Source organism: Bdellovibrio sp. HCB-162 (assembly GCF_047344985.1).
Lineage (GTDB): Bacteria > Bdellovibrionota > Bdellovibrionia > Bdellovibrionales > Bdellovibrionaceae > Bdellovibrio.
This window is the reverse complement of record NZ_CP178861.1, coordinates 1,496,464-1,522,358: the sequence shown is the minus strand read 5'-3', so window position 1 is coordinate 1,522,358 and position 25,895 is coordinate 1,496,464. Positions and strand designations below refer to the sequence as shown.

Sequence of the window (25,895 nt, the reverse complement as noted above, 5' to 3'; positions counted from 1 at the left end):
AAACCTCCAGGGTTCTAGTTAGTCGTTGCAGACTTCGCAAGTGAAGACTGCAATTGTCTTGTTTTAATATCGTCTAAAATCGTTTTCATTAATTGATCCACAGTCAAACCTTTGTGCTCAGAACCATCTCTTAAGCGCAAAGAAACTGTTTTCGTCTCGGCCTCTTTATCCCCTACGATAATCATGTATGGAACTTTTTGAAGCTGAGCCTCGCGGATCTTATAGTTTAGCTTCTCATTACGGCGATCAAATTCAACACGAACTTTGTTCTCCTTGAGAAGTTTCATTAAATCTTCACAGAATGTGTTCACGCGGTCCGTAACGTTCAAGATCGCGACTTGAGTTGGACACAACCATGGTGGCAAGTGACCCGCCGTGTGCTCAATGTAAACACCGATGAAGCGCTCTAGAGATCCTAGAATCGCACGGTGAAGCATGATTGGACGGTGTTCCTTGTTGTCTTCGCCTGTGTATTTCAAATCGAAAGCCTGCGGCAAGTTTGGATCCACTTGCAGAGTACCCAACTGCCAAGGGCGGTTCAAAGCATCCACAAACATGATATCCAACTTTGGTCCATAGAACGCGCCGTCGCCCGGATTCAAAGTGAATGGCAAATTCAAAGAGTTCAAAGCTTCAGCCAAAGCGCCTTCGGCCATATCCCAGTACTCTTCACTGCCCATGCGGTTGTCTGGACGAGTAGACAAATAAATTTTGTAATTGCTCATACCTAGTTTGTCGTAAACGCGGTTGAGCAAATTCATGAACTTCGCGATTTCATCTTGAAGCTGGTCCATACGGCAGAAGATGTGCGCGTCGTCCTGGCAGAACGTACGAACACGAGTCAAACCGTGCATCGCTCCTGATTTTTCGTAGCGGTGCAAACGACCGAAGTCCGCCATTTTGATTGGCAAATCACGGTAAGAATATTTCTCAGAGTTGTACAACAAGCAGTGAGAAGGACAGTTCATCGGTTTAGAGGCGAAATCACGCTCGTCCACTTTCGTGAAGAACATGTTTTCTTTGTAGTTCTGATAGTGACCTGAAGTGTGGAACAAGTTCACGTCGAAGATTTGCGGCGTGATCACTTCTTGGTAACCCGTTTCAAAATACAATTCGCGCAAGAACGTTTGAAGTTCTGTGTAAACTGTCGCGCCCTTTCCAGTAAAGAAAGGAGATCCCGGAGCTAATTCATTGAAATGGAAAAGTCCCAATTCTTTGCCAAGCTTGCGGTGGTCACGTTTTTTAGCTTCTTCAATATTGTGCAAATAAAGATCGAGATCTTTTTTGTCATTGAAGGCCGTTGCGTAGACACGCTGAAGTTGCGCGTTCTTTTCGTCCCCTCTCCAGTAAGCTCCCGCCACTGAAAGAAGTTTAAACGCTTTGATTTGGCCTGTGCTTTGGATGTGCGGTCCACGGCAAAGGTCAAACCAACCTTCTCCGTTGAAATAGATACCGACAACTGTTTCGCCTTTAGCCGCCAGGTCTTCGATCAACTCGACTTTAAAGCGCTCGTTCATTTTTTTGAACGTTTCAATCGCTTTTGCAATCGGCCAGTTTTCTCTGTGAATCGGCAAATCTTTCGCAACGATCTCGGCCATCTTTTTTTCGATTTTCTCGAAGTGCTCCTCAGTGAAAGCAAACGGAGAATCGAAGTCGTAGTAGAAACCATTTTCGATCACAGGACCGATAGTGACTTTCACTTCGGGCCAGATTTCCTGAACGGCTTGGGCCATGATGTGCGCGCAAGAGTGACGGATCACTTCTACGGATTCAGGGCTCTTGGTTGTAACAAGTGCGATTTTGGTTTGATCTTTCAGTGGCGTACGGAAATCAGAAATCTCTGAAGATCCGTTGATGTGAACTCCCAACGTCTCTTTAGCCAAACGAGGGCCAATAGACTGCGCTACTTCAAGCGCCGTGGGTTCATGGTCAAACACCTTGGTAGAATTATCCGGCAGAACGATTGTAATTTGTGACATTAGCTTGCGTGCACTCCGGTTGTGCCGGAGTAAGAAATAGTTAGAAAATGTGATGAAGAATTATGCATTTGCATCACATAAGTAGTAGTCCCGTAGCCGCTCGGGGTCAAGCACTCACAGCAAGAAATTGCACACCTATAATCTGGTCTCCGTTTGCAGCCGACACGACCCAGCGAACCTGGGACTCCACCGACACCCATTGTCCATGGCGATTGCGGTACATGAGGCTGATAAAGTCCTTCAGACGCACAGTTCCCTGCGTGAGGGAGATCTGCGCCCCGCCTTTGGAAAAGTCCTGCATCTGACCTTCACGGATGAACTGGACCCCTCGACCTGTGGGAGACTCTTCCGCCAGAACAGACTTTTTGAGCATCACTTGAGACTGCACGGCCATGCGCTCTTGCTTGCGGCTTTTTACCGGAAGCCCCATGAGGCGACGAGTCACAATGTCGGTAATACGAAGACCTTCAGATTCAAAGATAAAAAGCAGTTGATTGCTTGAAAAAGCCACCTGTTGTGCCGCTTTTTCAATGCTTTGCGCGATTATGATAAAAGACAGCTTCAGGTTTGTCTTACCCCAACTTATAAAGGCCTGAATCAAACGTTGGGTCATGGTTTCCACTCGAATAATCACGAAGATCTCTCCTTGTTGGGACATAAGGTATCGCTTTAACTCTTCTGGGTTCTGACAAAAATGCCAGCGCACGTCCTTCAGGGATTGAAGGTACGGCGGCAAAGAATGACTCGAACTGAGATAAACGAGATTCCTTAGGGGCACTATCTGCATGAGACACTTCCATTGCAAATCGGAAGCCCAAGGTGGGCTCGCTTATAGAGCGCCTCATCGTCAAGAGCGTGGACAGGCGTAAAGAAAGCTTTAAACAACATTGCTAAATTACTGATTTACCAGAGCTAAAATGCACAAGACTATCAATCTACAAATAGCGGTGTCGCCGCAAAACTAAAACGAGTAAAGAAAGGAAAAAATATGAAACATTTTTTTATGACTCTTGTGACTTTGCTGGCGTTTGCATCATTCTCTCACGCAGAAGAGACCGTGGGCGAAAAGGTTGATAGAGGCATGCAAACCACTTCTGACAAAGCCAAAGAAATGGGCGAAAGAACCAAAGATGAAACTAAAAAAATGGGCCGAAAAACGAAGCGCATGGCTAAGAAAGGCATGCACAGAACTCAAGAAGCCGTGTGTATGGAAGGCGACGTCGAGTGTGCTGCAAGAAAAGCCAAACATCGTGCTGAAGAAGGTAAAGATTCTGCCGTCGACACGATGAAGGACACGAAAGACCAAATGTCGAAGTAGTTTTATGAAGTGCCTGGACCTTTCCAGGCACTTTCTTTACCGACATTGTTCGGCAATCTGGCGGATCTCGCTGATTTCATCACATTCAAATTTCGAAATTCGCGAACAGACGTAATCAATGCATGAGGAATCAATCAGCCCCCGACACATATCGGTGACCTCAAAAATCTCGACCTTTTCATCACAGGCAAAACGACTGACATGACTGCACACAGTGCGCACACAACTGCCATCCACATTGCGGCAAGCCTGGGTCACTTCAATCATATCATCGCGATCATCGCATTCAAAACGACTCATCTGCTGGCAAACAGCCTCTATACAGTCCGTAGGAAAATGCGCGGGAGGACAATTCGGAGGACGATTGGGTGGTCTTTCCGGAAGAGGCGGATTGTTGCTATCTGGAGGATCCGGCAGAGGACGAGGTCGCGGAGCCGTTCCAAGAAGTTTACTCCACACGGTTTTTTGACTGTAGTAACCGTCGACAAGTTTTTTAATTTTCGCTGAAGGCGCTGCCAAACTGTCGAGAGAAATAAGCAAAAGAAGAATAAAGAAACTGGAAATAAGAAGACGCATAAACCCTCCCCTTCTTCATGCTCATGACGAAAAAGCAGAACCTCAACTGCTGGGTTTTAGGGAAGTTAAAATACAAGGATCTTTGCCTAGAGCCTGCTGAAGGGATTGCTATAATAAACAAAAACAGGGAGCGAACCATGGCGACAAATTCCATCTTAGTTCCGGATGACTTGGCAGAAAGAAGCGCGCCAGGACGACTGCGCTCTCGAATGATTCGCGATATCGCCGTTGAGTTTGCACAAAACCTTCATTGGGACATCGAACTTCTGTATGTCAAAAACCTGAAGCCCGGCTTTTTTAAAAGAAAACAAGTCGATGCTCTTTTAGAGACCTACGCCGATATTGAAACGTCCATTATGAAACAATTCATGAAAGCGTACGTGAAAGGCCGAGTGAAAATCACCTCAGGAAATCCGGCCGAAGAAATTCTTACGCGCATCAATGCTTCGGAAAGTATTTCCATGGTGGTCATGGGCACTCACGGGAAAAAAGGCCTCGAGAAAATGTTTTTAGGTAGCGTTGCCGAAGAAGTTTTAAGAAACACCGACGTACCCGTTTTGGTCTTAGGACCCACGGCTCAGGAAAAACAAAGAGAGTTTAAGATAGATAAAGACTTTAAAGTTCTCTTACTTTCAGACCTCTCTGAAAGCAGCAACGAAGCAGAAACCTTTGCTCAAAAATTAGCGAAGGAATTGTCATGTGAAGTCACCATGCTCCACTCCGTCGGAGACCAAATAAGAAGGACTCGTCAAAGCTTGTATGGATCGGGCTACATTCCCTTTGATATGGAAAAGATGTTTACGGATCTCATCAAAGACACACAAAGAAATCTGGAACGACGAAACCGCCGCTGGCAAAAAGAAGGTCTAACAATAAAATCCGAAGCCACTGCTAAAGAAGAAGCCCTGGAAAAAACACTGCAAAGAAAAATAAAAGAGGGCTACGACTTGATTATCATGGGCACACACTCAGACCAATTGATGAAAGCCTTCCTGGGAAGTTCAGCAAGGAAAGTGATTTTGTCATCACCCGTCCCCGTCATCGTAGTCAGATCAAAACCAGAAAAGAAATCTTAAATGGAAAGTAAATACTCCGAATAAGAAACAAGCTGAGGAAGCTCTTCAACACATTCACCATTGTAAGTAAAAGAAGCTTTAGAAAGCCCACGAACCGAAGCAAGATTCTCTTTGCGAGTAAGAGCCCGAATGTATTTGTAGTGGGGATATTTAGATCGACAATGAGCGATCAAAGCCTCCAGTAAAGAAGCAAAATATCCCTGTCCACGAAAGGATGGATGAATAATATAAAAGATCCCGACATTGATAGGCTCCTTGTCAGGATAAACCCCAACAAACCCAATAAGCTTTTCTCCACTCCAAGCCGCAAAATGAAACTCAGGAGAATAAACCTCAAGAGCCAGCTTCTGCTCAAGCGGAGACATTTCAGAAAATCGTTTCAAAGGAGCATCAGGCTCGCCAGACTCAAAATAGGAGTCGTGCAAAATAATCAGTTCACCTAAAGTGAGTTCTTTAAAAACAATCTTCATACCCAATCAACCTAACATTTACTAAAGCAGCTGCACTACAAAAAGGAAGTCCATACCTCTCAAAAACAGCAGAAACAATTATGCGATCTTCCGCCGTCCATGAGCAGGCTGTTTCCCGCTCTTCCTGAGCGGGAAAGCAAAGTAATTTGGAAGAGTTTTTGATAATTCCGCCGGCGAAAACGGCGAAGCCCAGTATTAAAGCGCAGTGACAGAATGTCCAAGAACCACGAAAAAGAAATCACCAAGATGCTTATTAAACACGAGGAGGCTTGCTAGCAGTGGGGTGCCGCCGCTAGCAAAACCGAGTTCCGCAGCGCCAAGAAAGACCAGCAGTAGCAATCAGAAGACTAAGAAAAAAAGAAAAAGGAGCCAGCAAGGCTCCTTAATGCGCGAGGACTGTCTGAGCGTTTTGCTAGCGGCGGCACCCCACTGCTAGCAAGCCGGACCCTCGAAGTTTAGTAAGCAACGTGGTGATTGATTGCTTCGTGAATTCTCGGGTCTTTCAAAGGAACCAAACTGTGTTTGCTCCAGAAAGACATGATTGTTAGCAAGAACAATCCCGCAAAACCAGCAAAGACACCGATTTCCCAGAAGCCGAAAGTCACCTGACCTTCGAAGAAGTTTGGATACACCATCCAGTAGATATCTACGTATTGCATGATCAATACAATTGCAGAGATCAACAAAACGTTTGCATCATTTCTTTTCGCTGCACGAGGAAGCAATGCCAAGAATGGAACTACGAAACGGAAGATCAAAAGAAGCATCGAAATGCTCATCCATCCACCTTGAGCTCTCATGATGTAGTACTCAGTTTCTTCTGGCAAGTTAGCGTACCAAATCAACATGAATTGAGAGAACGCAATGTAAGCCCAGAAGATAGAGAAACCTTTAAGGTACTTCACAACGTCGTGTTGGTGCTCTTCAGTCACATAACCTTTTACGAAGCCCGCGCGTTTCATCAACACGATAACGATCGCAAGGAAAGCCATGCCGGCTTGGAACATACCTGCAAAAGTGTAAATACCGAAGATTGTCGAGTACCAAGTTGGCAACAATGACATCAACAAGTCGACGCTGAAGAAAGAGAATGCCAACGCGTAGAATACGATGAATCCAACTGCTGGAGACACGTTTTTATTTGTTAGGTTCTCATCACCCGTTTGATCTTGTTTCAAAGAGTTTCCAACCATCACCCATCTGAAAATCATGCAACCGATGGCGAAGATGAACAAACGCACAACGAAGAAGCCTGCATTCAAATAGCCTGTTTTAGCTGCGATCACTGGGTTTTCAGCAACAATCTCAGGATTTGCCCAAGGGTAAAGATGCTTAAAACCAACGAGCAACAACAAACCACCGATCAAGATCGCTGGAATGAAAGACGTCGTCGCTTCCGCGTAACGGCGGATTGTTACAGACCAACCTGTTTTTGCTACATTATTGATAGCAATCCAGAAAAGCCCGCTCACGGCCATTGCAGAGAAGAAGAAGAAAGCCACAAGGTAAGATGTCCAAAGTCTTTCTGGACTTTTCATCAAACCAACTACGAAAGTCAAAAGACCGATCGCAATCAAAGCAAAGCTGATTGTTTTCAACTTTGCCGGAGCTTCAAATTTAGATACCTGTAGATTTACGTGATTGTGTTCGCCCATTTTAAACCTACTTAGATTGCTTCTCTAGGAAGCGAATGTAGTTAACAACTTGCCAACGATATTTTTGTGGAATGTGAGAAGCATAAGGGCCCATCACACCTTGTCCCATCGTGATCACGTGGTAAAGGTGACCATCCGGCCATCCTTTGACTTTGTCAGTCAGGATTGAAGGTGGTTTCAAAGCCATTTTCTCAGACACAGAAGACTTCGACTCAGTTCCACCCTCGCCTTTAAAGCCGTGGCAGACCGCGCAGTTTGTCTCGTAGTATTTTTGACCTACAAGCAAAGTCTCTTCGTCCATTTTACCAGCCAAAGGATTTTTCAAATTCTTCGCGGCACCTTCCACATCAGTTGCGTATCTGTACGGTTCAAAACCAACAGGCGCTGTGTGTTCAGGCGGAACTCTCATTCCGCTGTGGTGAGGAGATGTTTCGTCGTACTCCTGAGCTTTGATCGCCGGAGACTCCATCATATCTTGGATGATTTCTACATTGGGTTTATTACCGCGCGGACCGCAGCTCGACAATGCGATAGCTGCCAAGCCTGCCGCTGCTACACCCATGGATAAATTCACAAGGCTTCTCATCTTTAGTACTCCGTCTTCTTCACTTCTTTAGCGCCAAGCTCTTTGAACATCTTTTCAATTTTGGATTCGTCATACCCTGTATCATTGTGAGGGATGAAAACCGCAAATTTGTGAGAGCTCAAATCAGGATCAATTGATGGAGGATCAATACGTGGAATTTTGCACGCATAGAACAAAGCTCCAACAGAAGAAAGAGCGGCAAACAAGATAGTCAATTCGAACATAATAGGAATGAAGGCTGGAAGCGAGAAGAAAGGTTTACCACCCACGTTCACCGCCCAGTTCACTGCTGAAGTCCACCAAGTCAAAAGAAGACCTGCTGTCAGACCTACGCATCCCGCAACGAAAGTGACGTAAGGGATCCAAGATCTTTTAATGCCGCAAGCTTCTTCCATCCCGTGAATAGGATAAGCAGAGATCACATCGAACTTTGTGAAGCCCGACTCGCGAGTTTTGCGAGCGGCCTTCAAGATCAAGTGTTCATCTTCCCAAATACCAGCGATACCTTTAGTATATTGAGCCATTAGTGGTGCCCTCCTTTATCATCGTAACCAACATGGAGTACAGGCTTCACTTCCGCGATAGAAATCGCAGGGAACAAACGTAGATACAACAAGAACAGTGTCAGGAACATACCGAAGGATCCAACAAGAACCCCTGTATCGAACCATGACCAAGCGTACATGCCCCAGCTTGATGGCAAGAAGTCACGGTGAAGAGATGTCACAGTGATCACGAAACGCTCAAACCACATACCGATGTTCACGAAGATAGAAACTACGAACATCACAGGGATTGAACGACGCATTTTCTTGAACCAGAACAATTGCGGGATCAACACGTTACAAGTCACCATACACCAGTAAGACCAGCCGTAAGGACCGAAAGCACGATTGATAAACACAAAACGCTCGTATTGGTTGCCAGAGTACCAAGCGATAAAGAACTCAGACGCGTACGCGTAACCAACAAGCATACCTGTTGTCATGATGATTTTGTTCATCACTTCCATATGATCAAGCGTTACGTAGTTTTGGAATTCTTTGAAACCGATACGAACCAAAGTCATCAACGTCACAACCATCGCGAAACCGGAGAAGATCGCACCGGCAACGAAATATGGAGGGAAGATCGTTGTATGCCAACCTGGCAAGTTAGAAACCGCGAAGTCGAAAGAGACGATCGTATGAACTGAAAGAACGAGTGGAGTCGAAAGACCCGCAAGGATCAAGTACACCATTTCATAGTGTGACCAGTTTCTTGCAGTTCCACGCCATCCCAAAGAAAGCGCACCGTAAACAGTTCTGCGAAGTTTGTTTTTCGCACGGTCTTTGATAGTTGCAAAGTCAGGAACCAAACCGATGTACCAGAATACCATGGAAACAGTCGCGTATGTTGATACGGCGAAAACGTCCCACAACAATGGACTACGGAAGTTCACCCACAATGGTCCACGTTGATTTGGATACGGGAACAACCAGTAATCCAACCAAGGACGACCCGTGTGAAGCAACGGGAATAAACCTGCTGTCATAACGGCGAAGACCGTCATCGCTTCCGCAGTACGCGCCACCGATGTTCTCCACTTTTGACGGAACAAGAAAAGAACCGCAGAGATCAATGTGCCGGCGTGACCGATACCGATCCAGAATACGAACGTAACGATCATCGTACCCCAGAAGACCGGGCTGTTAACACCCAGCAAACCGATACCGATACCAACAACGCTTGCAAGAATACCGATATAAAATAACAACAACGTCTTCGCACCGAGGAACAATCCCACCCAACCTTTGGATGGGAATCTTTCCACCGGCGCACAGATGTCGTCCGTCACATCTTTTAAAGTCTTATTGCCAAGGACTAATGGACTACGCTTCATCATGAGTGCTCACCTTGTTTTGCAGTACCGTGACCGTTGTGGTCACCAGTTGATTCTTTATCATTGTTACGGATCTTAGAAAGGTAGCGAACGGAAGGTTTCGCATGCCATTCTTCAAGAAGTGCGTAAGAACGCTCTTCTGTTTTGAAGATCTTAGCCACTTGAGAGTTTGGATCATTCAAATCACCAAACACGATACCACCTGCAGGACATGCAGTTTGGCAGGCTGTCTTCACGTCGCCGTCTTTCAACTGACGTTTTTCATTGCGAGCAACCATTTTTGCATCCTGGATTCTTTGAACGCAGAATGTACATTTCTCCATAACCCCGCGAGTACGAACACCCACTGAAGGATTTAGAGCCATGTGCAACGGCTTCTCAATCAACTTCGCATAGTTGAACCAATTGAAACGACGAACTTTGTAAGGACAGTTATTCGCGCAGTAACGAGTTCCCACGCAACGGTTGTAAACCATGTCATTGAGACCTTCATCAGAGTGAACAGTCGCAAGAACCGGACATACCGTCTCGCAAGGAGCATTGTCACAGTGCTGACACATAACCGGTTGGAAAACTGCTTCAGCGTCTGCTGGGTTTCCAGTGTAGTAACGGTCAATACGGATCCAGTGCATTTCACGGCCTTCAATCACGTACTGCTTACCTACGACAGGGATGTTGTTCTCAGATTGACATGCAACCACGCAAGAAGAACAGCCTGTGCAAGAGTGAAGATCAACAGCCATACCCCATTTGTGACCACTGTATTCGTGGCCAGACCAGATCGACCAAGTGTGGTGTCTGTGGATGCCGGCGTCTTTCTTTTTGTTGTAGTCTTTCAAAGTTGCTTCCGCAACGATGTTACGACCTTCCATGGAGTGATGACCTTGCGTGATCGCAATTTCATACTTCTTAGATAATTTTTTGAATTCCGCTTTTTGACCAGCGAAAACAACTTTGCCGTCTTTCGCAGTAGCTAGAGCAAAAGCATTTTTACCAATGCCATTACCTACTTTACCTACGCGTGTACGACCGAAACCAACAGCGATCGCCAAAACATCGTCATGAAGACCTGGTTGGATCAAGATCGGAAGTTCGATCTTCTTATCCCCTACCGTCAATTCAACAACAGAGTTTTGTTTCAAACCGTGTTTTTCAGCTGTCGCCAAAGAAACGCTGATGTAGTTGTCCCATACAGCTTTTGTTACCGGATCTGGAAGCTCATGCAACCAAGAAACGTTGTTCAAAGAGCCATCACCCATGTGAGACGTTGGGTAAAGAACAAGTTCGAATCCTTCAGAAGCTGCCGCTGGTTTGATAGATGTAAAAGCATCTACTTTGAATGAGCGAGCAGAAAAACCTGCGCCCAATGACCCTGCGTAACCCTTTTGAAGAGTTTCTTGCCAGAAGTCTTCGAAATCTTTTCCTTTGCCCACTTTTGGTTGGATGTCTGATTTCCAGAACACTCTTAAGTAGTCATAGAAAGTTTCGTAGTCACGAAGACGTTGAGGACCCATATTGGCCATGAAGGCCCAAGTCATCAAAGACAATTGGAATGAACGAGTGTCGTACATTGGACGGATCGCAGGTTGGCAGATTGTATAAACACCATTTGCCAATTCAGCATCATTCCAAGATTCCAACGCGTGGTTGTCTGGAGTGATGTAGTCTGCATAAACGCCTGTTTCGTCAATACGGTCACCTGTGTAGACAACCATTTGAACTTTTTTAATGGCGTCAGCGAAGCCCATTTCAGCAGGCAATACGAAAGCGGGATTCACACCGTGAACAACCAAAGTTTTTACTTTGCCAGCAGCCATATCTTTAATAAGAGCGGCCATGTCTTCGTAAGAAGCTTTCAAAGCCACGTTGCCATTTTTGTGGTCGACTGTTTTACCGTCGTTATCCAAGATCGAGTTCAAGAAGTTTACAGCTACTTGAAGCTCTTTAGACTTCTCAGTCATTGTTTGGATACCACCGGCTACAACCAAAGACTCACCTTTGTTTGCAAGAAGGTCGGCAGCGACTTTTGCGAACAACTCAGGTTCAACACCCAATTTTTTCGCCGTATCAGCAAATGGAGCCAAAGCTGCTTTTACATTGGCGTTGCCAGCGTAAGAAGAAGCGCCTTTTTTCACGATGATCTCATGAAGAAGACCCATCACAACATCAAGCTGTTGAGAAGGTTTGATCTTCATGCGGATGTCTGCGTTTGCACCAGTGAGAGAGTAATTTGAATCGAAAGAAACCAAACGATTCATGTTTTTGATATCTTTACGGCCGTTCACGAATTGGTTCGTGAAAGCTGTTGGAGAGATCCATGTTCCCAAGAAGTCTGCGTCGATAGACACGATCATCTTCGCTTTATCGAAACGATAAGCTGGAACGACGTCATCACCGTAAGAAGCTTTTTGACCTTCACGAACTTCTTCGTTCGCGAATGCTTCCCACACAACGTGTTTCGCTTTGAAACCTTGTGCGAAGTCGCCGATCACAGCGCGTGTTGCAGGAGACGCAATCGCGCCCGTCAAAACAACAACGTCACCTTTTTTGAGTTGCTCAACAACTTTTTTGTCTAGCTCTTCCCATTTAACGTCGACAACTTGGCTGTTGGATCTTTTCTCATTGAAAAGATTGCGTTGTGGACCTTTCAATCTTTCTGGATCGTACATCTTCAACAAAGAGGCTTGTGAACGGATGTTCAAACCAGAGATGCTGAATGGGTGGCCCGGATTTGCTTCGATTTTAATAGGACGGCCTTCACGTGTTTTAACCAAAACACCAAGACCTTCAGAACCTTCGAAGTAAGCTGAAGAATAGTAATTCGCTACACCCAAAGTCACTTCTTCAGGTTGCTTGTTGTAAGGAACGATTTTTTGCACTGGACGACGGATACAACCCGCAGATGCCAAAGCAATAGAAGCTCCCATCAACTTCAAGAATTCACGACGTGCCCAACCGCTTTCATCGTCTTGCGCACGAAGAGGAGAAGATTGGAATTCCGTCTCAGCAAGCTTCATGAACTCAGGATCGTTTTTCCATTGCTCAAGGCTCAGCCAGTATTTGTTATCACGCTCCACTTGTGGGCGAAGCGCTTTTTTCATTTCTAATTCATTATCATGATGCATTTCAGACATGGTACCTTCCGAAATCCTTAGTAGTGACAAGTTGAACAGTTGAGTGGAGCCTTGTTTTCAGGCTGACGATGACAGTTCACACACCAACCCATAGAAAGGTCAGCAAACTGTTCTACTTTCTTCATAGTCTCGATTTGACCATGGCAAGTTTGGCAGTTCACGCCTTTAGCGATGTGGGCGTTGTGGTTGAAGTGAACAAAGTCAGGAAGCATGTGCACGCGAACCCACTCAATAGATCCGCCGTTGTCATACGCTTCACGCAATTTTTGAATACCAGGTTTATCAGTCGCCACTTGAAGATGGCAGTTCATGCACGTTGAAAGTGCAGGAATATTCGAGTGCTTCGTTCTTTCCACCTGATTGTGGCAGTACTGACACTGAATTTTGTGAGTTCCCGCATGGAGGGAGTGGTCAAACGCGATAGGCTGCTCTGGAGCGTATCCTTTGTTATATCCAAACCCTGGTTGAAATTTACAACCAACGAGAAGAGTTGAAACCATGAGCGCGCCTAATAACGCCAATGCGCTCGCCGCCGTTCTTTTGAATACCCGATGCATAATCATCCTTCGCTTATTCACTACTGTGGGCCAAAGACAAACGAATGCTGTCCTAATTTTAGTTTGCTCCTATTTAATGGTGGAAAAGTCCAGTTGTCCATATTCTTTTTGCAAACATATTGAAAAAGAAGATGACTCAGACTATTCGCCCAAGAAGTGTGCAAAATAAAAATCAAGTAGCAGGTGTCTGTTTTTTACCCTTACCTTGCCTAATCACACTTACATAAATCACTAATAAGATGTGCGCTGCCACGAAAGCAGACACATATTCAACACCACCCGCACCAAAGCCGTACGAATGAAGCCCTGCGCCAAGAACGAAGTTCACTCCGTACCAAGCCATGATCACGAGAGAGAAAGTGATCACTGCCGTCACTATCATTCCAAAATTTTTGATCATGCCGGCGTAGCGCGCGTGAAGAACCGCGAGATATCCTAAGAGAGCGATCAACGCCCACGTCTCTTTTGGATCCCAGCCCCAGAAGCGCCCCCAAGAGTAGTCCGCCCAGATGCCACCCAAAATAATTCCAGGTGCTAGAAACGCCACGCCGATTTGCATCGCGCGATAAATTCCCGTCACCACGGCTTTGATCTGAGCCTGATGTTTTTGTTCTCCACGGAGATAGTAGATAAGACCAATGTCGCCCAAACCGAACGCCAAGAAAAACGCCGCGTAACTGATAGTGATAGTCATCACGTGAATCGTCAGCCAATAGTTGCTGCGAAGAACCGGCTCCAAAGGTTGAAGCGTCGGATCAAGAACGGCTGGAGCAAAGTCAGCGATCACAAGACCAAAAGCCGAAACCAAAGTTCCTGCGACTAAAATCAAACGATACTTATAGATAAGCTCCAAGATCGCAGCGAATAAAATTGTTCCCCACGCGACCCACACCACTGTTTCATACATATTAGAAACTGGCGGACGCTCCATGATGTACATGCGAAGGCCAAAGCCGTAAGTGTGCAACACAAATCCCAACATGAGGAAAATCCACACGACCTTCATCAAAGATTCTTTGCTGAGAGTCCACACCAAAAGCAAAACCATAAAGGCGATGAAGTAGCACACATAAGCCCAACGGAACGGATGAAAGTTATTGTAGTGAACTTCGGCTTTCATCTTTGTTTCGTGGTTATAAAGAGCGGGATTGTTTGCACGAGCAACGTCTTCAAAAGCATGAACAGCTTTATCAAGCTCAGCACCTGTTGCCTCCGTGCTCTCCCCTTTTGCAACGGCCCCGATATGACTCACGAAAGCTTTTGTGAGATCCATGAACTTTTCTTGCTGAACCGGATCTAAATCGGCAACTGCGATCCAAGCGTCGCCTTCTTTAGGAGGAACGACCTTAAGCATGCGGCCTGCAGCGACCTCCTGGAAAACTACGAATTGATTTTCGAGGCGTTGCAATGCCTGGAAGTAAGGATCGAGTTTTTCTTTGGATTCACGTTTAGCCTGCAACTCTTGACGAAGAAGAGCGAATCTTTCGCCACCAAAAAGTTCTTCGCCGGTGAACCAGCGTTGATCTTTTGGAAGTTTCATCGCATCCAAAACTTGATGGTTGCGCACTTCAAAGATTTTTTTGTCATGCCATGCTTGCGGAGACAGCATCCACGTCATGACAATCTCCGTCGCCAGACGACCTTCGTACTGCGTTTTACCGTAAACGATTTCAAGCATTTCACGAGCAAAACTGTCGTAAGGCTTAATACGTCCACCGTCTTGCACTTGCAGATAGTTCAGCGCATCCCCTGTTTTTGCAAAAACAGAGACGCTCACAAGTAAGGAGGCAATCAACAACATCAACTTTTTCATATTACTCTTCCCCGTCTTTTTGCGATTTGCGCGCAATTTTAAAATCCAGGTGTTTAAACCACATCAGTAAAACAATTCCCAAACTCATAATCAAAGAACCAAGATATTTCAAAAAACGTCCCGGATCGTGATTCACAGAGAAAATCGAGGCTATGGGCTTTCCTTCTTCTTCTTGAAAGCTCGCCTGATAAATCGTGAGACCTTTGTACTTAAGAGGTTCATTCATTGAAATGACCTGCTCGCCCTTTTCAGGAACTTCCACGACACTTTCGTAAGCCATCGCACGCATTGTGCCCTGATAACGTGTCACCGCGAAGTTTTTAAGCTTAATTTTAAAACCGATATCTGTACGACGATTTCCGTATGTCAAAAGATACACGGCGTTGTTTGTAAACAACTTCACCATGTCATTCAAAAGAACCCAATGTTCTTTGCCATCGAACACGATCTTAATCGCGGATGTTGTCAAAGGCGTCGGACGAGCTGACGGTTGCAAATCCCAATCTTCGATCGCCGAAGGAAGAAAACGCAGAACGCGGAAATTCAAAGCCATCTTAAAGCCCGGATCAAAGACTTCGCCTTCTTTCACGACACCTTTTTTATGAGGCTTTTCAGAGTCTTTTTGAAAAACAACGTAACGAAGAGTGTTGTTATCTTCCGGCGTTAGGAAAATTTCATTGGCACCACGGCCTTTTTCAGGAGCCTTGCCTAAATGAATTTGCGCCGGACCGAAATTATGAGTCGCAACCGAATCCGACTTTCTTTGCACTAACCACTCAATCACATTCACGTTGGGATTTTGCAGTTGAAAACGCAGACCCGCTCCACCTTTACCGCTTTCATCGACGACGACTTTACGTGAAGGCAAAACATATTTTTTGTAGTCTACAATGCGGATTTCGCCCTCGTAAGCCGGAATCACAACGGGGTGTTTTTCAGACGGTGGGTTCTTAAAGAAATCCACTTCTTGTTCGAGAGTTTTTGAATAGCGGTCGCCATCGAAGGACGTGTACACAACAAGATCTGTTTCAGATGTCTGAACAAGATTGTTGTCTTCACCAATTCCAACACGCATAGAGCCATCAAGACCGTAGTTCATTGTTAGAACTGCTCCCGCAAGCATGACGATGATCCCAATGTGCGCAAGAACAAACGCCGCATGACGTTTTTTCCACGGCCAACGATCCAACATCACCGCAGTGAGGTTGATCACCAAAAGTCCCATAATGCCGTACATGAACCAAGTGTCGTAAACGAGTTTTCGAGCAGCGTACGAATCGTACTTCGCTTCAACGAACGTACCGACCGCCGTGATCGCTGCAATAGAAATGATAATGAAAACAGCCAGCTTAACTGAAGCTAGAGGCTTATTGAGCCTCTTGAGCAGAGATTTTTTGGGCAAAGAGGGTTTATCCAACGAGCCGTCCTTGAAAGCTAAAAAAATTTTAATTGCTGATAGCTATCAATAATTTAAGTCGGCTCGGCTGACTATGCTTTTTACTTTTCGACGCCCTACATTATATGCATCAAATTGTTGCGGATATAGCTCAAGGCAAAGAGAACTTTTTCCTGAACTTTCTTCGCCTCTTCAGGTTTGAGCTTTTTTGTTTTCTCATCCATATACAGAGAGCGATTCATTTCAACTTGCAGAGTGTGTTGATCGCGACGGGGATCTCCGTACTGCTCTGTGACGCGCCCGCCAAAGTAGGGCCAATTGTAACCCACTTTAAAACCCGCTGTCACATAGGCCGCAATCACGAGATCCTTGAATCTTGGATCACAGCTTTTTCCTTTGCTGTCGCTGACCACAATATCAGCACGAAGTTCCCCTGGATCGCGATGCTCGCTAGTACCTACGGACGGCATACTGTGCGCATCAATGTGAAAAGTTTTTTTATAACCTTTGGCATGAAGGTCTTGGTAAAGAGCGCGCACGCCGCTGTGGAACGGCTCGTAGATCAGTTTTACAAGTTCATCATGCACTTGCGGAGTCATCGGCTCTTTCATCAGTTGATGTTTGTAAGTCGTGATCACCCAGTGAAAACCACGATTGTGAGTTCCCGCCGGATTCGGATTTCCAACCACGGAGGAGGCGTCCACATCTTCAGGAATGCGATTCAAATCAGCGGCGTAACGATGCCACTCTGTTTTGACAAAAGGAATGTGAAGTTTATGAAGTGCAGGTTCATACAAAAAGTCCACATAACGGTCGACGTCGCACATCAAAACTTCTTCCGGTAAAGAATTCAGCCACGGCGTTTGTGGTGGAACTTTTTCGCCTGAATGTGGAATCGTTACGATCAATGGGATGTCAGTGGAACTCATAATACTACTCCTTTAGATCTGCTTCAGCTCCGGGCCGCTGGCCCTGCGCTCTGCCCGCGTCCGCGGCTTCAACCCTTGACCTCTTGCCGGGAAAAAGCAAGAATTTAGTAAAGGATAATGCTTATGACGAATGCTCCCAAAGCAAAAATTTATACGCGGACAGGTGACAAAGGAACGACACGTTTGGTGGACGGATCTTGTGTCGAAAAATTCAACCCTCGCGTGGAAGCTTATGGGACAGTCGATGAACTCAATAGTTCTCTTGGCGTTGTCCGTGCGGCTTTGTCATCTGTTACAGAATTGGCTTCATTGGATGCGCCTCTTGAAAAAGTGCAGAATGAACTTTTCAATATCGGAAGTCTTTTGGCCACAGAAAAAGATGAAGTTTTAAAAATGCTTCCGCCGATCACGGAAGAACAGATTCGTTTTCTAGAAGTGCAAATTGACGAATTGACCGTACAACTTCCTGAACTTCGCAATTTTATTTTGCCAGCAGGTCATCCGGTTGCGGCGGCTTTACATGTGGCGCGCACGTCGTGCCGTCGCAGTGAACGCCGCTCGGCTGAAATCGCGGTGAAAGATGACCGCTATATGATGCCTCTTCAATATCTGAATCGCTTGAGTGACTATCTTTTTGTAGCGGCTCGTTGGGCTAATATGAAAACGGGACACGGCGATGTTCTTTGGAAGAAGACTTAATGAAGTTAGAGATCGCAAAACCGGAAGACTCTAAGGCGCTGGTTGAATTTTACAAAGGTTTTCCTCTGCGCGGCCTTGTCGAAATGAAAATTGATCGAGACGGAGATTTTTTTGCTCCCTACTCGATTCAATCGGATCGTCATCTGACTTATCAGCTCAAAGACGACGAAAATAAAATCGAAGGCGTTGCGAGTTTTGTGATGCGTGATGTACTTTTGGACAATAAAGTTCGTCCTGTCGCTTTTGGTCGCGATCTGCGTATTTCTTCAAATCGCCGTGCGATTTTACAATGGTCTCAGCACTTTTTACCTGTGATGGAAGAAGTATTCCACACCTTTGGCTGCAAACATTTATTTTCGGTTTTAAGTATGAGCGAAGTGCAAGCGATGAATGCTTTTGTGCGCCCGCGCACGATGAAGCGTCCTTTGCCACACTATTATCTTTTCCGAAGATTCAATATGGTGTCTGTGCATGGACGACTGCCATGGGCGCAAAATCCACTTCCACATTTGCGCATTCGCCGCGGCAACGAAAACAATGTCGACGCTTTGATTTATTATATTATTCAAAAATCCCGTCAGAAGGATCTTTCCACTGTTTGGGATGCGCAGAGCTTTCACGATAAACTCGATCGTTGGAAAGGTCTAAAGCTTGAAGATTTCCTGATTGCGTTTGATAAAGATGACAATATCGTGGGCTGTGCAGCGCCATGGTCGTCAGGCGGCATTCAAGATTTTATTCCGATGGAGTACTCTCTGCGTGCGCACAACTTCCGTCAGTTTTTAAAGTTTGGAAAGATGTTGGGTTGGACAAGAACTCTGACCAAACCTTATTCTCGCTTGAAGATCGAAGCGGGATTTAATTTTAAATATTTGAATTTCTTATTTGCCGATAACGGAGATATTTTTGAAAGCCTTCTTTGGAAGGCTTATGACGAAGCTCGCGATAATGAATTTTTAGTCTACAATCAAATCCGCTCAGAATACATCTATCGTCGCCCGCAAAATTGGATTGGCGCGAAGATGCCATTTGGGGTTTATGTGCTTTTAGCTCCCGACCAGGAACCGCCTAAATTTTTACATCCCGGAAATGAAAAACCGATTGAGATGGAACCGTTTTTCGCGCTTTAGAAGATAGATAAAGACGCCCTTGCAGCGCAAAGGTCGTCTTTTATAGATTCAAAACTACCAACGAACAGTCATAGCGACAGATTTTTGAGACTCATTGCCCTTAGCATCCAAAGCTGTGATCTCATAGGTATAACTCACACCCTGTGAAATACTGGAATCAGTGTACTTTGATGAAGTAGTTTCATTCAGCCTTACTCCGTTACGATAGATTCGGTATTTTGCAACGCCCACATTGTCCGTCGCCGCCGTCCAACTCATCGCCGTACGGTATTGTGTCTTTTTACCTACTTTATACGACTCCAAAGTCGCCTTGAAATTCTGCGGAACGGAAGGAGGAGTGACATCACCCAAATAAGGATTTCCTACGGAAAGAGTCGCCGCTCCAGCATCCACGAAAAGTGGAACATTCGAAGCTGCAAACAAAGTCGTCCCGACCTGAGGGTCGATAATTTTAAATGACTTCACCTGCAAGGCACTGCCCGTTGTTGCATCAGATACAGTGAGATAGTACTTCTCTGTACTTAAATCCGAAACCAGAGCGGAAATATCAAAGTAGAATGTTCCTTCTTTTTCAACAGTGGTTCCATCAAAGGCAAAATCGCCGCCAATATTTGAAAATGCAAATGGCTTCCATGTGGTATTCGGAGTTGTTTGCATATTTGAAGAAGATCCCAATTGCACCGCCACTTGATTACGGCGAGCGTGCGACAAAGTCACTTCAACCAACGCTTTTGACACTGCGGGAGCATACGATGCAAAGAACACCGTCGAGGTTTGTGTCACCGGCAAACGACCTGTCACATTCCAACCTGGAACTGTCGTCGTGGTTCTAAAAGCGTCGTATGAAGCCCACGAATACCCTTGATTACCCCAGTAAACGCCCCAAGAATTTGCCACTTTGAAGGCTCCCAACTCAGAAGGCTCAACCAAGCCGTTTCCATTGATGTCCGTCCAGATGTTGTCATCGTAACCAACGATAGTCATTGCATGACCGCCCAATTTACCATTGAGATGGGTGACGATCTTTTGCCCCACAAATGGATTACTTATCGCTGATGGATTGGCTTTCACCGTGTTGAACACCCAGCTATTAATGTAAGTGCCCATCATCAAAACATGTCCGTTCATAAGAACTTGTTTGACGTTGGCAATCGCTGCATCCGTATTGATAGCGACAGAGACGAAGGGAGATAATCTTGCACCCAGAGCTTCTTTCCAAAGAGCAGAGTTCAAACTCCACGCACGGAAATCAGCATCCACGGGAAACTCCGCGTTTAAAGGAGCACCATGCTTTTCCAGAACAGAAAACGCGTCTGAAAAACTCGCGCCATCGTCGACACCTCCGTTAATAAGATTGTAGGTCCATTTCGGAGAAAGAACTTTTTGTTGCGCTGATTTATTATCACAACCCAAGGTCAAACAAAGTTCATGACTGGCCAGATAATAAGTACTCGCAAATGCCACGCACGACGCTTGAGGTCCCTGATTCACGATCACCGGAAATGACGGCAAGGCCGAGTTATCCAACTGAGCCGGAATATCTAAAGTCCCTAAGGAACTGACCTCCGTAATATTAGCGGCAGCTCCAGAAGTTTCTGCATCCACTTCTGGAAGAAAGGTCTCTTTTTTGATTGGAACAAGGCCGTGTTTTTTTCTTTCATGGTTCACCCGCGATGCTCCTAGAGCATTCAGACGAATCCTCTTTAATTTTCTTTTCTCTAAAGAGACCTGCTCTTCAGGACTGATAGGTTTAAGGCCCGTTTTCATAAAGGCTGCGTGAGCTTGCAATGGGAGTACATGACAGAAGACCACGAAAACTGACAGTGCAGCTCGAAGGCATTTCGTTGAGCGAATCATAGCTGAATCTCCGGTGTTGATTGAGTATCCTTCATCGGAAAAAATCAAAAAAACTAAGCTTATTTTTGGCACCTTGGGCAGTTTACTGATCCCAGCTCCTCTACAAAGGAGCCTGGACAGGCCTTGGTTTTGCTGCTCTTTTGGATGATGAAAACGATCCCGAGCCGTCTCATTTTGAAACACATGACAAAACTCCTCTGTGGAGTGGGTTTTCTATGGGCTCTTTCTGCCAATGCGCAAGATGCTATGAGCGTGGGTCCTACCGACAACAATAATATTTCTTCGGCGGATCGTATCGCACGCACTTTGATTGAGACTCTTCCTGATTCAGGAACTAAAAGTGGTCTTTTACGCTATTACCAGATTTTAAATCCTCAAGCTTATACAAGTGATAACGATGTTGCGATCAACAATACCGGCGTTGCCCACTTCTTTGAATATCACTTTAAAAACAATGCTTGCTTTGCAGAAAAGGCATTGCGTTTTTATCATGACGTTCGTTCGACAACAAAAATTTCGCAAAAAACAAATCCCGAGGAAAAACGCAACAGCCGTCCCTCTTTAGGGGACAAATCCGGCAACACTCGCAAAGATCTTCCCGAAGGCTGGCTTTACAACAAAGCTTTAAAGTATGCTAACGGCAATCCAAATTTAGCACTCACTTTGATTGGCATGTGCGGGCATGACGACACCAAACAAGGGAACTTCGCAAACTCACAAGTCGAAAGCAAACTTGCTAATGCAGGTTTTAATCACGAAGCTCTTTTCTTAGCTGGCGAGGACGGTGCTCAAGATTCACCATGCCCTCCTTTGACTTCTGACTTTTTCATTTCTGGTTCTTTGGGACGAAAGGATGATATCGAGGACGCTCTAAAAAAGAGAATTCTGAAAGTTCAATATCCTGGAAAAACATCCGTACAGATCGCCTCTAAGAACTATCACGTCTTGGGCGCGGCCTTCATGACTTGTCAGATGATTGAAGCGGGTCTTTCTCCCTTTTTGGCTGTGCGTGTAGAATCCATGGCAGCGAATTTGTACCGTGGTATTCGTCTTTGCCAAAGCATTGAAGTTCCAGCGAGCCTTTTTTGGAAATTGCAAAGACATCCTGAAATCCGCAAACGTCCCGCGAGTTATCGCTTTGAAGACGCCGTTATAGCAAAGGCTTTGGAGTACGGTCGCAACAAAACATGTCTTTCACAAAAATCCAAAGACGATGCTCTTTGTGAACTTTTGCAAACCGTCGGTGCTCCGTTTGATCTTTCAATTCAACGTCTTGAAGATCGCGCTAAAGGACTTATTGAAAAATACATGGACAACATGATTGCTAGCGGTCTCTACGCTGCATGGCATGTCAGCGGAGAAATTGCAGGGATCAGTCTTCCTTGCTCTCGCTCACAACTTTTTGGTCCGCATCCGTTCATGAAATGGCTGGTGTCGCAGGCCGAAGTGCCCCTGAATATTTGCGGCAGTGGCCTGTCTGTAGAATCGTGCCGCAAAGCTTTGGGCACGATCAGCAGTTGGGAAATTGATTTTGATTGGACCGTGTCTCAGCACATGGCTGGCGCGAAATTCGCAGCCAGCGTCTGTAAGCCTTACCCACAAGGTCGAAGTTCGATGAACGAATCCTGCGATTAAGCGGCTTTTTTAATACCCGTCAAATTCTCAAGGTTTCCAATAGTTGTTGTTAAACCTTCTGTTGAATCATTCAAGCTTGAAGCGGCTTCAGAAATTGTCTCTGAAGAAGCAGCGTTCGTTTGGGTTGCCTGATCCAATTGATTCATCGCTTGAGTGATTTGTGATACACCCGTGCTTTGCTCTACACTCGCTGTTGCGATTTCATTATTAAGGCCTGCCACTTTATTAACTGAATCTACGATCTTTTTAAGAACTTCATAACTTGAATCAGCTACTTTTTGTCCCTGTTCGATTTGCGTGACACTTTCAGAAATCAAATCAGAAATTTCTTTTGCTGAAGTGGCACTTCTTTGCGCCAAGGCACGAACAGCATCAGCAACGACCGCAAAACCTTTACCTTGTTCACCCGCGCGAGCCGCTTCCACCGCTGCGTTAAGAGCCAAAAGATTTGTTTGGAATGCGATATCATCAATCACTGTGATGATATCTTCAATTTTCTTGGAAGATTTTACGATGTCTTGCATAGAAGTCATAAGACTTGCGATCTCACGAGAACCTTCCTCCGCGGAACCTTTAGAAACTTGTGAAAGTTCAGAAGCCAGTTTAGCGTTATCGGCATTGAGTTTGATCATGCTTGAAAGCTCTTCAAGAGACGCCACTGTTTCTTCAAGAGAAGCTGCGGATTCTGTTGATGCCGCAGAAAGGGCCGAGCTTGAACCCGTCAAATTTGCCACAAGATTGCGGATTTGCGAGTACGCTGCCGCCAAAGCTTCTGTTTGCAAACGGATACCTTGTTTCAACGCATTTGATGCCATCAACATTGTCAGGGAAAGACCGATGATCATCACAGCCACACTGCCCAACGCCCACTGAGCGTAAACCATTGCGGCTTCAACCGCGCCACGAGTACGAGCCTCTAAAGATTTTTCGAACTCATTGATAGGCTCACCGATAGTTGCGATGAACTTATGATAAGCTTCATCGTGCATCAGCGCTCTTGCCATATTCAAATCTGGATCTTTTTTCACCGTGAACTTTCCAGCGTCGTCTTTGAAAAGACCTTTCGCTGCATTCATCGCCACAGTTTCGGTTTCCACTAGTGCGTTGGATCTTTTTTCAGCTTCTTCTAAAAGGGCAAATTCTTCCGTCGTGAAACCCGCTTCCTTCATTAATTCTTTCAAAGCGACTTTGCGGCCGTCAGGACGCGCCTTTTCACCGTTTCTAACCGCGATGATATCAAAATATTCTTTTTCGTACTTAGAATCACCTGTCACAACGAAAGTACGCGCCGTACGAGTCAAATTAGCAGAACCATCTCGAAGTTCTTGCGCAAGCTTCATGGAAACGAACTTCGATTCGTGAGCTTTGTTAAGTTCTTTTTCATAGAAAAAAGCTGTCCCAATACAGACGTACAACGCTAGAACTAAGCCGACAGAGAAAAAATTAAAAAGACGAACTTTTGCAAACACATTCATGGAAGAAACCTCGAGTTTTAAGTTGGAGGACTCTTCGGTTTCCTAACAAAAATTTAAAGCAGTAATTCTTGTTTATATGAGAGGATTTTCACCAGATGTGAAAGTTTCCCGCACTTGTGGCCAGAACCAATCCAATTGAGGATCAGAAGCAATAACGTCTTTAATTAAGACCTTAATGTCCGTTTTCGTTGAGATTTCGCGGCGAAGCCAAATCTCGATTTCATCATATCCTGGACCAATGATGGTGATTTCAACACGACTTAAAAAATGCAAAAGATGAAGGTCCTGAGTGGCAACGGCCTTCCCTTCCGTTTTTCCGCGTATGAAATTGAGAACTTCAGCTTTGATATCAGCAAAAGACCGATAGTTGATTCGGCGAAGAATCAAATCCGCACGATGATCGCGATTGATCCAACGTTGATGAAGACCTCTTTGCACTAAATTAATTAAGAAGTTGCGCAATACACTAGGGACCAGACGAAAATCTTCGTCCGGCAACGACATCACCTGCATCAAATCAACGTAGCGAGCCGATTCCTGGCCGCGACGAAGGGAGGTGAGTACTTCTGGTATTCTCAAAAGAGATTCGCGAATCCCCAGAAGATCAATTCCTGCTCCATCCGTGAAGTAGAGAATTCTCATACTTCTATCATGACTTAACTTTTGAGAATGTGTGTAGAAATTTAAACAATCAAGACCATGGTCCAGCTTGTATTTTTTAGTGCCGATCCCCCGCCTTTTTGATAGGATTGTGAGAGGCCCAAGGACTAGGCCGATCATTAGACAAAGGATTGTACAACTGTGATTTCACGTAACCCGAAGAATCAACGCCCTCCATTTGAAAGATGGTACGCCTACATTCTCTTTGTGTTTGTTGGTTACTGCATTGCTGACTTAGCTATCTTGGCTTACAGAGATCGCATGCTTCCTCAATCGGCTCCCCCATCGCATCCAAAATCTGCACAAATCGATTCCAGCGTCAGTCGCGGCGCTTACAACAGCATAACCAGCCGTAACATGTTTGCTTCCAATGGCCAAATTCCTGATGCCTTAGTGGATAAATCCAAAGGTGCCGAAGCGCAGAAAGAAGACGAACCTGTTCCTTCACAATTGCCGTTGAATTTGATCGGAACTTTGGTGCATTCCAACCCTGAAAAATCCATTGCCGCGATTGAAGTTCGTGGCAAAAACCAAGTTGTTTCTTACAGTCCGGGAAAAGAGATTGAAGGCATGGCTTCAATCCTAAAAGTAGAGCGTCAAAAAGTGATTTTCCGCAACCTCAACTCCAACCGTCTTGAGTACATCGAAATGAAAAAAGAAGGTAACAAGGTGGCGTTCGGCGGCGCTCGTCCCATGGGTGGCGGTACAGGACGTGAAGTCATGAAAACGGGAGAAAACAATTTCACGATCAAACGCGCCGACCTTTTGAAATACACAAACGATCTTTCAAGTATTTTGATGCAAGCCCGTGCTGTTCCCAATCGTGAACCCGGTACTGGAAATATCAATGGCTTCCGCCTTCTTGATATGCAGCCTGGAAGTATTTATGAGCAACTCGGTTTGCAACGCATGGACGTGATTAAATCTGTCGATGGAACTCCGGTTGATAGCCCCGCAAAAGCGATGGAGCTTTACAACACTCTCAAAAATTCACCAAAGGTGACTTTGCAAGTTGAGAGAAACGGCAAAAACGAAACTATGACTTATAATATTCAATAATCCTCAAGG

Annotated in this window: 22 protein-coding genes; 6 read left to right on the top strand and 16 right to left on the bottom strand. The window is 45.4% G+C overall.

Going from position 1 to position 25,895, the window contains the following annotated elements; translation table 11 throughout:
• Window positions 1-14: 14 nt before the first annotated feature.
• On the bottom strand, window positions 15-1,979 hold the full coding sequence (thrS, locus tag ACLSSO_RS07395) for a threonine--tRNA ligase (RefSeq protein WP_295905373.1): 1,965 nt from the start codon (window positions 1,977-1,979) through the stop codon (window positions 15-17).
• Between the two features lie 106 nt (window positions 1,980-2,085).
• Window positions 2,086-2,613, bottom strand: coding sequence for a PilZ domain-containing protein (locus ACLSSO_RS07390; protein ID WP_413944525.1), 528 nt, complete (start codon window positions 2,611-2,613; stop codon window positions 2,086-2,088).
• Window positions 2,614-2,967: 354 nt separating this feature from the next.
• On the opposite strand from ACLSSO_RS07390, the gene ACLSSO_RS07385 reads away from it, so the two are divergent.
• Window positions 2,968-3,297 carry a hypothetical protein gene (locus ACLSSO_RS07385; protein ID WP_413944524.1) on the top strand — a complete coding sequence of 110 codons (330 nt, stop codon included), beginning with the start codon at window positions 2,968-2,970 and terminating at the stop codon, window positions 3,295-3,297.
• A 36-nt stretch (window positions 3,298-3,333) separates the two neighbouring features.
• On the opposite strand, the gene ACLSSO_RS07380 is transcribed toward ACLSSO_RS07385, so the two are convergent.
• Complete coding sequence (locus tag ACLSSO_RS07380; RefSeq protein ID WP_413944523.1) at window positions 3,334-3,873, bottom strand: hypothetical protein; 540 nt, start codon at window positions 3,871-3,873, stop codon at window positions 3,334-3,336.
• A 137-nt stretch (window positions 3,874-4,010) separates the two neighbouring features.
• Here ACLSSO_RS07380 and ACLSSO_RS07375 point away from each other — a divergent pair, with 137 nt between their 5' ends.
• Window positions 4,011-4,949, top strand: coding sequence for a universal stress protein (locus tag ACLSSO_RS07375; protein WP_413944522.1), 939 nt, complete (start codon window positions 4,011-4,013; stop codon window positions 4,947-4,949).
• On the opposite strand, the gene ACLSSO_RS07370 is transcribed toward ACLSSO_RS07375, so the two are convergent.
• The 10 genes from ACLSSO_RS07370 to ACLSSO_RS07325 all read right to left on the bottom strand — a co-directional run bounded on the left by ACLSSO_RS07370 (window position 4,946) and on the right by ACLSSO_RS07325 (window position 17,371).
• Complete coding sequence (locus tag ACLSSO_RS07370; protein WP_413944521.1) at window positions 4,946-5,419, bottom strand: GNAT family N-acetyltransferase; 474 nt, start codon at window positions 5,417-5,419, stop codon at window positions 4,946-4,948. The genes ACLSSO_RS07375 and ACLSSO_RS07370 overlap by 4 nt on opposite strands.
• Window positions 5,420-5,874: 455 nt before the next feature.
• Window positions 5,875-7,074 (bottom strand): molybdopterin oxidoreductase, encoded by a 1,200-nt coding sequence (locus ACLSSO_RS07365; protein WP_413944520.1) that lies wholly within the window; start codon window positions 7,072-7,074, stop codon window positions 5,875-5,877.
• 7 nt (window positions 7,075-7,081) lie between these two features.
• On the bottom strand, window positions 7,082-7,660 hold the full coding sequence (locus ACLSSO_RS07360; RefSeq protein ID WP_295905101.1) for a c-type cytochrome: 579 nt from the start codon (window positions 7,658-7,660) through the stop codon (window positions 7,082-7,084).
• Between the two features lie 2 nt (window positions 7,661-7,662).
• Complete coding sequence (locus ACLSSO_RS07355) at window positions 7,663-8,184, bottom strand: DUF3341 domain-containing protein (protein ID WP_295905102.1); 522 nt, start codon at window positions 8,182-8,184, stop codon at window positions 7,663-7,665.
• Window positions 8,184-9,545 carry an NrfD/PsrC family molybdoenzyme membrane anchor subunit gene (gene nrfD, locus ACLSSO_RS07350; RefSeq protein WP_413944519.1) on the bottom strand — a complete coding sequence of 454 codons (1,362 nt, stop codon included), beginning with the start codon at window positions 9,543-9,545 and terminating at the stop codon, window positions 8,184-8,186. The genes ACLSSO_RS07355 and nrfD overlap by 1 nt, the downstream gene beginning before the upstream one ends.
• Entirely contained in the window at window positions 9,542-12,676 is a 3,135-nt protein-coding gene (locus tag ACLSSO_RS07345) for a TAT-variant-translocated molybdopterin oxidoreductase (protein ID WP_413944518.1), read from the bottom strand. The genes nrfD and ACLSSO_RS07345 overlap by 4 nt, the downstream gene beginning before the upstream one ends.
• A 17-nt stretch (window positions 12,677-12,693) precedes the next feature.
• A complete protein-coding gene (locus tag ACLSSO_RS07340; protein ID WP_295905108.1) occupies window positions 12,694-13,233 on the bottom strand; it encodes a cytochrome c3 family protein in 540 nt (179 codons plus the stop codon).
• Between the two features lie 172 nt (window positions 13,234-13,405).
• A complete protein-coding gene (locus tag ACLSSO_RS07335; protein ID WP_413944517.1) occupies window positions 13,406-15,046 on the bottom strand; it encodes a cytochrome c biogenesis protein in 1,641 nt (546 codons plus the stop codon).
• Window position 15,047: 1 nt separating this feature from the next.
• Window positions 15,048-16,448 carry a cytochrome c biogenesis protein ResB gene (locus tag ACLSSO_RS07330; protein WP_413944516.1) on the bottom strand — a complete coding sequence of 467 codons (1,401 nt, stop codon included), beginning with the start codon at window positions 16,446-16,448 and terminating at the stop codon, window positions 15,048-15,050.
• A gap of 110 nt (window positions 16,449-16,558) precedes the next feature.
• The gene (locus tag ACLSSO_RS07325; protein WP_413944515.1) at window positions 16,559-17,371 is read right to left on the bottom strand and encodes an N-formylglutamate amidohydrolase; all 813 of its coding nucleotides are present in this window, start codon (window positions 17,369-17,371) and stop codon (window positions 16,559-16,561) included.
• A gap of 123 nt (window positions 17,372-17,494) precedes the next feature.
• Between ACLSSO_RS07325 and ACLSSO_RS07320 the strand changes: the two genes are divergently transcribed.
• Both ACLSSO_RS07320 and ACLSSO_RS07315 read left to right on the top strand, forming a co-directional pair.
• Complete coding sequence (locus tag ACLSSO_RS07320) at window positions 17,495-18,070, top strand: cob(I)yrinic acid a,c-diamide adenosyltransferase (protein WP_295903958.1); 576 nt, start codon at window positions 17,495-17,497, stop codon at window positions 18,068-18,070.
• Window positions 18,070-19,200 carry a hypothetical protein gene (locus ACLSSO_RS07315; RefSeq protein WP_340591127.1) on the top strand — a complete coding sequence of 377 codons (1,131 nt, stop codon included), beginning with the start codon at window positions 18,070-18,072 and terminating at the stop codon, window positions 19,198-19,200. Before ACLSSO_RS07320 ends, ACLSSO_RS07315 begins: the two co-directional genes overlap by 1 nt.
• Window positions 19,201-19,254: 54 nt before the next feature.
• Here the strand turns inward: ACLSSO_RS07315 and ACLSSO_RS07310 are convergent, their stop codons facing one another.
• Window positions 19,255-20,967: a C1 family peptidase gene (locus tag ACLSSO_RS07310; protein WP_413944514.1), complete on the bottom strand. Its 1,713-nt coding sequence runs from the start codon at window positions 20,965-20,967 to the stop codon at window positions 19,255-19,257.
• A gap of 273 nt (window positions 20,968-21,240) precedes the next feature.
• Here ACLSSO_RS07310 and ACLSSO_RS07305 point away from each other — a divergent pair, with 273 nt between their 5' ends.
• Window positions 21,241-22,692 carry a hypothetical protein gene (locus tag ACLSSO_RS07305; protein WP_413944513.1) on the top strand — a complete coding sequence of 484 codons (1,452 nt, stop codon included), beginning with the start codon at window positions 21,241-21,243 and terminating at the stop codon, window positions 22,690-22,692.
• On the opposite strand, the gene ACLSSO_RS07300 is transcribed toward ACLSSO_RS07305, so the two are convergent.
• Window positions 22,689-24,167 carry a methyl-accepting chemotaxis protein gene (locus tag ACLSSO_RS07300; RefSeq protein WP_295903970.1) on the bottom strand — a complete coding sequence of 493 codons (1,479 nt, stop codon included), beginning with the start codon at window positions 24,165-24,167 and terminating at the stop codon, window positions 22,689-22,691. The two genes, ACLSSO_RS07305 and ACLSSO_RS07300, sit on opposite strands and share 4 nt — an antisense overlap.
• A gap of 72 nt (window positions 24,168-24,239) precedes the next feature.
• Entirely contained in the window at window positions 24,240-24,809 is a 570-nt protein-coding gene (locus tag ACLSSO_RS07295) for a hypothetical protein (RefSeq protein WP_295903973.1), read from the bottom strand.
• Window positions 24,810-24,968: 159 nt separating this feature from the next.
• Here ACLSSO_RS07295 and gspC point away from each other — a divergent pair, with 159 nt between their 5' ends.
• Window positions 24,969-25,886 (top strand): type II secretion system protein GspC, encoded by a 918-nt coding sequence (gene gspC / locus ACLSSO_RS07290; RefSeq protein WP_295903976.1) that lies wholly within the window; start codon window positions 24,969-24,971, stop codon window positions 25,884-25,886.
• The last annotated feature ends 9 nt before the right edge of the window (window positions 25,887-25,895 follow it).